6 protein-coding genes are annotated in these 6,186 nt (G+C 61.6%); 4 read left to right on the forward strand and 2 right to left on the reverse strand.

The window, feature by feature from the left end; genetic code table 11:
* Positions 1-588 precede the first annotated feature (588 nt).
* The 4 genes from oxc (at position 589) to RM96_RS40655 (ending at position 4,599) form a co-directional block, all read left to right on the forward strand.
* On the forward strand, positions 589-2,328 hold the full coding sequence (oxc, locus tag RM96_RS34395) for an oxalyl-CoA decarboxylase (protein WP_039016237.1): 1,740 nt from the start codon (positions 589-591) through the stop codon (positions 2,326-2,328).
* A gap of 42 nt (positions 2,329-2,370) precedes the next feature.
* Positions 2,371-3,621, forward strand: coding sequence for a formyl-CoA transferase (gene frc, locus RM96_RS34400; RefSeq protein WP_039016238.1), 1,251 nt, complete (start codon positions 2,371-2,373; stop codon positions 3,619-3,621).
* Positions 3,622-3,773: 152 nt separating this feature from the next.
* Entirely contained in the window at positions 3,774-4,211 is a 438-nt protein-coding gene (locus tag RM96_RS34405) for a PAS domain-containing protein (protein ID WP_039016239.1), read from the forward strand.
* Positions 4,212-4,410: 199 nt separating this feature from the next.
* Positions 4,411-4,599: a hypothetical protein gene (locus RM96_RS40655; protein ID WP_039016240.1), complete on the forward strand. Its 189-nt coding sequence runs from the start codon at positions 4,411-4,413 to the stop codon at positions 4,597-4,599.
* 32 nt (positions 4,600-4,631) lie between these two features.
* On the opposite strand, the gene RM96_RS34415 is transcribed toward RM96_RS40655, so the two are convergent.
* Positions 4,632-4,937, reverse strand: a complete 306-nt coding sequence (locus RM96_RS34415) for a hypothetical protein (RefSeq protein WP_039016241.1) — start codon at positions 4,935-4,937, stop codon at positions 4,632-4,634.
* 104 nt (positions 4,938-5,041) lie between these two features.
* Entirely contained in the window at positions 5,042-5,986 is a 945-nt protein-coding gene (locus tag RM96_RS34420; protein ID WP_039016242.1) for a LysR family transcriptional regulator, read from the reverse strand.
* Positions 5,987-6,186 lie beyond the last annotated feature (200 nt).

Raw genomic sequence — 6,186 nt, forward strand, 5'->3', positions numbered from 1 at the left:
CTGGCGCCGATGCGCAAGCGGTTCATCACGGGACGCCCGGATGCGGTGCCGGTCTCGGATGCGGCCTATATGGTCAGCGCTTCCGCCCGCAAGGGAGATTAAGCAGTACGCAAAGGCCTGGAGGCGGTACGCGCCAGGCCTTTTTTGTTGCCCTGCGTGTCGTTCAGCTGGCCGTTATGGTGCAGTCTGTTTCGTCACGGCAGAGGCATCGCAGCTGGGCAGTTGTAGTGGGTAGCGAGTAGCGTCAAGCCGATTCCAGAAGGCCCTATTGTCGGTTGGCGTGTGGTATGTAATATATCTAATGCGACTCAAGTCCGGTTCAGATCACCAGGGAAGTTACTGGCGAATCTGTGCCGGTACGGAATAAATCGGCTGCAATAGGGAAATTGCGCTGATTTGGCTGCAGAAGGAAGGCTGTTTGCTGCAGTGCACAGACGAAAGTTGGTCCGGTTAGTGCAAATTCCACTTGTCGAGCTTTGATATATCACATACCGTATGTCATCAAAGTCAGTCGAAAACGATGAGCGGCCGCAAGGCACCGGTAGCAGCGAATTTCAACCCCAGTCAATTTGTTAGAAGGAAGCAACCATGGCAGAAGTCGGAAACGAGTTGCAGCGTCACGCCGCGGAAGAACATCAGGCACAAACCGATGGCTTTCATCTGGTCATCGACGCGCTGAAGCTGAACGGCATCGAAAACATCTACGGCCTGCCCGGCATTCCGGTCACCGATCTGGCTCGTCTGGCGCAGGCCAACGGCATGCGCGTCATCAGCTTTCGTCACGAGCAGAACGCAGGCAACGCAGCCGCGATTGCCGGCTTTCTCACGCAAAAGCCAGGCGTTTGCCTGACCGTGTCTGCGCCCGGCTTCCTGAACGGGCTGACGGCGCTGGCGCATGCGACCACCAACTGCTTCCCGATGATCCTGATCAGCGGCTCGAGCGAGCGCGAGATCGTCGACTTGCAGCAGGGTGACTACGAAGAGATGGACCAGCTGGCCATCGCCCGTCCGCACGCCAAGGCTGCCTTCCGCGTGCTGCACGCTGAAGACATTGGTGTCGGTATCGCGCGTGCCATTCGTGCCGCCGTGTCGGGCCGTCCGGGCGGTGTGTACTTGGACCTGCCGGCCAAGCTGCTGGGCCAGTCGATGGAAGCCGAGAAGGGCCGCAAGTCGCTGATCAAGGTGGTGGATCCGGCCCCGCGCCAACTGCCTGCACCGGACTCGGTCGACCGTGCCGTCGCGCTGCTGAAGAACGCCAAGCGCCCGCTGATCCTGCTGGGCAAGGGTGCCGCGTACGCACGCGCCGAAGCGGATATCCGCACGCTGGTCGAGAAGACGGGCATTCCGTACCTGCCGATGTCGATGGCCAAGGGCCTGCTGCCGGATACGCACCCGCAATCGGCCTCGGCCGCGCGCTCGTATGTGCTGGCTGAAGCTGACGTGGTGTTGCTGGTCGGCGCCCGCCTGAACTGGCTGCTGTCGCACGGCAAGGGCAAGACCTGGGGCAAGCCGAAGCAATTCATCCAGATCGACATCGCGGCGACCGAGATGGACAGCAACGTCGCCATCGCCGCGCCGGTAGTGGGTGACATTGGTTCGTGCGTGTCGGCGATCCTCGACAAGGTTGGCAATGACTTTGCCAAGCCGGGCGCCGAGTGGCTGAACGCGGTGGCCGACCGCAGGGACACGAACCTGGCAAAGATGGCCGAGACCCTGGCCAAGTCCAGGGATGTCTCGCCGATGAACTTCCACGGCGCGCTGAACGTGCTGAAGGACGTGGTCAAGGCCAACCCGGGCATCTCGTTCGTCAACGAAGGCGCCAACACGCTGGACTACGCCCGTGCCGTGATCGACATGTACGAGCCGCGCAAGCGCCTGGACGTGGGCACCTGGGGCGTGATGGGCGTGGGCATGGGCTACGCGGTCGCCGCGGCGGTCGAGACCAACAAGCCGGTGCTGGCGCTGTGCGGTGACAGTGCGTTCGGTTTCTCGGGCATGGAAGTCGAGACGATCTGCCGTTACAACCTGCCGGTCTGCATCGTCATTTTCAACAACAACGGCGTCTACAAGGGTATCGACGTGAATCCGACCGGCGGCAAGGATCCGGCGGTCACGACGTTCGTGCCGGGCGCGCGCTATGACAAGATGATGGAAGCGTTCGGTGGCGTCGGCCGCAACGTCACCACGCCGGCGGAACTCGAAGCTGCGGTGAACGAAGCCCTGCGGTCGGGCAAGCCCACGCTGGTCAACGCTGTCATCGATCCGGCTGCCGGCACCGAAAGCGGTCGTCTGACCAACCTGAATCCGCAAAGCTCGGCCAAGAAGTAATTCACCCGAATTTCACCCCGCTATTCCAATAGGAGAACGAAAGTGAACCTCCCACTCAACGGCATCAAGATCATCGACTTCACGCACGTCCAGGCAGGCCCTGCGTGCACCCAGATGCTGGCATGGTTCGGCGCCGACGTGATCAAGGTCGAGCGCCCCGGCTCCGGCGACGTGACGCGCACCCAGTTGCGCGATATCCCGGACGTCGACGCGCTGTACTTCACCATGCTCAACAGCAACAAGCGCTCGCTGACGCTGGACACCAAGAAGCCGGAGGGCAAGAAGATCCTGGAGCAGCTGATCCGCGAGTCGGACGTGCTGGTCGAGAACTTCGGCCCGGGCGCGCTGGACCGCATGGGTTTCTCGTGGGAGCGCATCAACGAGCTGAACCCGAAGATGATCGTCGCATCGGTCAAGGGCTTCAGCGATGGCCACCACTATGACGACCTGAAGGTCTACGAGAACGTCGCGCAGTGCGCAGGCGGCGCGGCTTCCACGACCGGTTTCTGGGATGGCCCCCCGACCGTCAGCGCCGCGGCGCTCGGCGACAGCAACACCGGCATGCACCTGGCTATCGGCATCCTGACTGCCCTGATCGGCCGCGACAAGACCGGCAAGGGCCAGAAGGTGGCCGTGTCGATGCAGGACGCCGTGCTCAACCTGTGCCGCGTCAAGATGCGCGACCAGCAGCGCCTGGACCGCCTGGGCTACCTGGAAGAGTATCCGCAGTACCCGCATGGTACCTTCAGCGACGTGGTGCCGCGCGGCGGGAATGCGGGCGGCGGCGGCCAGCCCGGCTGGGTGCTGAAGTGCAAGGGCTGGGAGACCGATCCCAACGCCTACATCTACTTCACTATCCAGGGCCACGCCTGGGAGCCGATCTGCAAGGCGCTCGGCAAGCCAGAATGGATCACCGATCCCAACTACGCCACGGCCAAGGCACGCCAGCCGCATATCTTCGATATCTTCAACACCATCGAGGAATGGCTGGCCGACAAGACCAAGTACGAGGCGGTCGACATCCTGCGCAAGTTCGACATTCCCTGCGCACCGGTGCTGTCGATGAAGGAACTGGCCAACGATCCCTCGCTGCGCGCCAGCGGCAGCATTGCCGAGGTGCCGCACAAGGAGCGTGGCACCTACCTCACGGTGGGCAGCCCGATCAAGTTCTCGGACCTGAAGCCGGAAATCACCGCCTCGCCGCTGCTGGGCGAGCATAGCGACGAAGTGCTGGCTGGCCTGGGCTACGGCGCCGAGGACATCAAGCGCCTGCGCGAAGCCCAGGTGATCTGAGGCTGACCGCCAGTGCCTGCGCTGGTATGAACGCCGGGGTCTCGCGCAAGCGGGCTCCGGCTTTTTTTTTGCTAACCACGCGCGGCGACAGTTTGATAGCCTGCTATTTCCACTACACCTTGACGGCAATGTCCGACGACGAGGGGATTCCCATGCATTCCAATATCGACTACGAGCAACTGGTGTCAGTGATCGGCGACGCCATCATCATTTCCGACGCCAACGGCGCCATTACGCTGTGGAATCCGGCCGCGGAGCGACTGTTCGGCTACACGGAGGAAGAGGCCATGGGCAAGTCGCTGGACCTGATCATTCCGGAGCGGCTGCGCGGGCGGCATTGGGAGGGCTATGACAAGACCATGGCGACCGGTATTACCCGCTATGGCCAGGACCTGCTGAAGGTGCCGGCCGTGGACAAGGACGGCAAGGCGTTGTCGATTGCCTTTACCGTGGCGCTGCTGAAGTCGCCCGAAGGCGCGCTGACCGGCATAGTCGCGGTGATCCGCGACGAGACCGAGCGCTTCAAGGAAGAGCGGGCCCTGCGCAAGCGGATTACCGAACTGGAGGCGCAGGTCAAGGCAGATGCCTGAAGCATCGACGGGCGCCACGCGAGTGTGCGCCCGTCCGCACTTGACCAGGTGAAGCTGCTGGACAGCGAGCTACGTGAAGTCCCGGTCGGCGAGATCGGCGAACTCTGCGTGCGCGGTCCGCTGCTCATGGACGGCTACCTGAATCGTCCCGAAGAGAAACGAGAAGGTATTTGCCGGCGACTGGCTGCATACCGGCGACATGGCACGCCGCGACAGCGAGGGCTATCTCTACATCGTCGACCGCGCCAAGGACATGATCATTACCGGCGGCTTCAATGTGTATCCCAGCGAGGTCGAGCACTGCCTTGCGCAGCATTCCCAGCGATATCTGCCTGCGGGCAGGCCCGAAAGGCGCGGGCGAAAACAAAAAATGCGAGGGCGTTCCTGAAACGCCCTCGCATCAGAGTAGATCGGCCCTTCTCAGTTGAGATGCCCGACCGCGCGCAGGTACTCGTTCTTCTTGTCGAAGATCAGCTGGCTCAGGAAGTCCGCGTCGTAGGCCTTGAGCAGATGGGTGTGGTGCTCTTCGATGTAGCGGGCCACGCGGGCCTTCTCGCATTCGATGCCGCACAGCCATTCGTACATCGCGTCGTCCCAGCGGAAGCGCAGGCCCAGTTCGATAAAGGCCGCGTTATAGGCCGCGAGCTGGGTTTCGCGGGGAATCGGTTGGTTGTCGGCGCCAACCGTCGTGGCGGCGGGGCGGCTTTCGAGCTGGGCTTGATTCATGGTCGGTCTCCTGTGCTCTCTGTGGCGGTTGGGTTGAGAGAAGCATAGGGCCGGCGATGAATTTACGATAATTAAAGTTTCATTGATAAATCATAAGCAATCATTTATGGATTGCCGTGGCCGATCAGGCCCCCGACGCCGGTGATGCGCTGGATCAGTCCGGCACCTTCCTCCATGAGGAACTGCTTGAACGCCAGCGCCACCGGCGGCAGCCGCTTGTTCTTGCGGTGCACCACATACCAGTTGAGCATGACCGGGAAGCCTTCGATATCGAGCACGGCCAGCTTGCCGGTCTGCAGTTCCAGGCCAACCGTATGCGCCGAGAGGAAGGCGATGCCCATATTGGCGATCACCGCCTGCTTGATGGTCTCGGTGCTCTTGATTTCCATTGCAATGCGCAAATTGGAGAGGCGCCCGGCAAAGCCTTCCTGCATCGAGTTCCAGGTATCGGACCCTTTCTCGCGGGAGACGAAGGCTTCGTCGGTCAGCCCGGCCAGCGGGATGTTTCGCTTGCCGACGAGCGGATGGGTCGGCGCGGCGACGATCACATAGGGGTGGGGCGCGAAGGATTCGTTGATGGTGTCCATGCCTTCGGGCGGGCGCACCATCACGGCCAGGTCGGTGAGGTTGCCGGCCAGCTGGTGCAACAGTTCTTCGCGATTGTGCACCGCAAGATTCAGAGTCACGCCTTCGTGGCGTTCCATGAATTCGGCAAGCAGGCGCGGGAAGAAATAGTCGCCCGCGCTGATCACCGCCACGTTGAGCCGGCCACCAGAAATACCCTTGAGCTGCGACATGGCGTCTTCGGCCTCGCGGAACTGCTGGATGATGCTGCGGCTGTAGTGCAGCATCTCGTGGCCGGCCGGGGTCAGGTAGATCTTCTTGCCGAGTTGCTCGAACAGCGGCAGGCCGACATGGTTTTCCAGCTGCCTGACCTGCGTGGAGACCGCAGGCTGGGTAAGGTGCAGCTCCTCGGCGGCGCGCGAAAAGCTCATGTGGCGGGCGACGGTTTCAAAGACCTTCAGCTGGCGCAGCGTGGCGTTCTTCATCAGTCGTTCCGTGCAATATATAAACGATCGTCTATGAACATAATAAAAAACTTTAAGGCGTGCTGATCTTAGATTGAAGTAGCATCAATTGACAGATTTGCATGCCGCAATGTCAGGCGCCGATCTAGTAGTGACGAAAGGGCTCCACCCACAACGAGAGAAGCCCCGATGTGCCCACCGAGGCGCAACAAAAAGCACTA

Origin of the sequence: Cupriavidus sp. IDO (assembly GCF_000812465.1) — a bacterium.
Lineage (GTDB): Bacteria > Pseudomonadota > Gammaproteobacteria > Burkholderiales > Burkholderiaceae > Cupriavidus.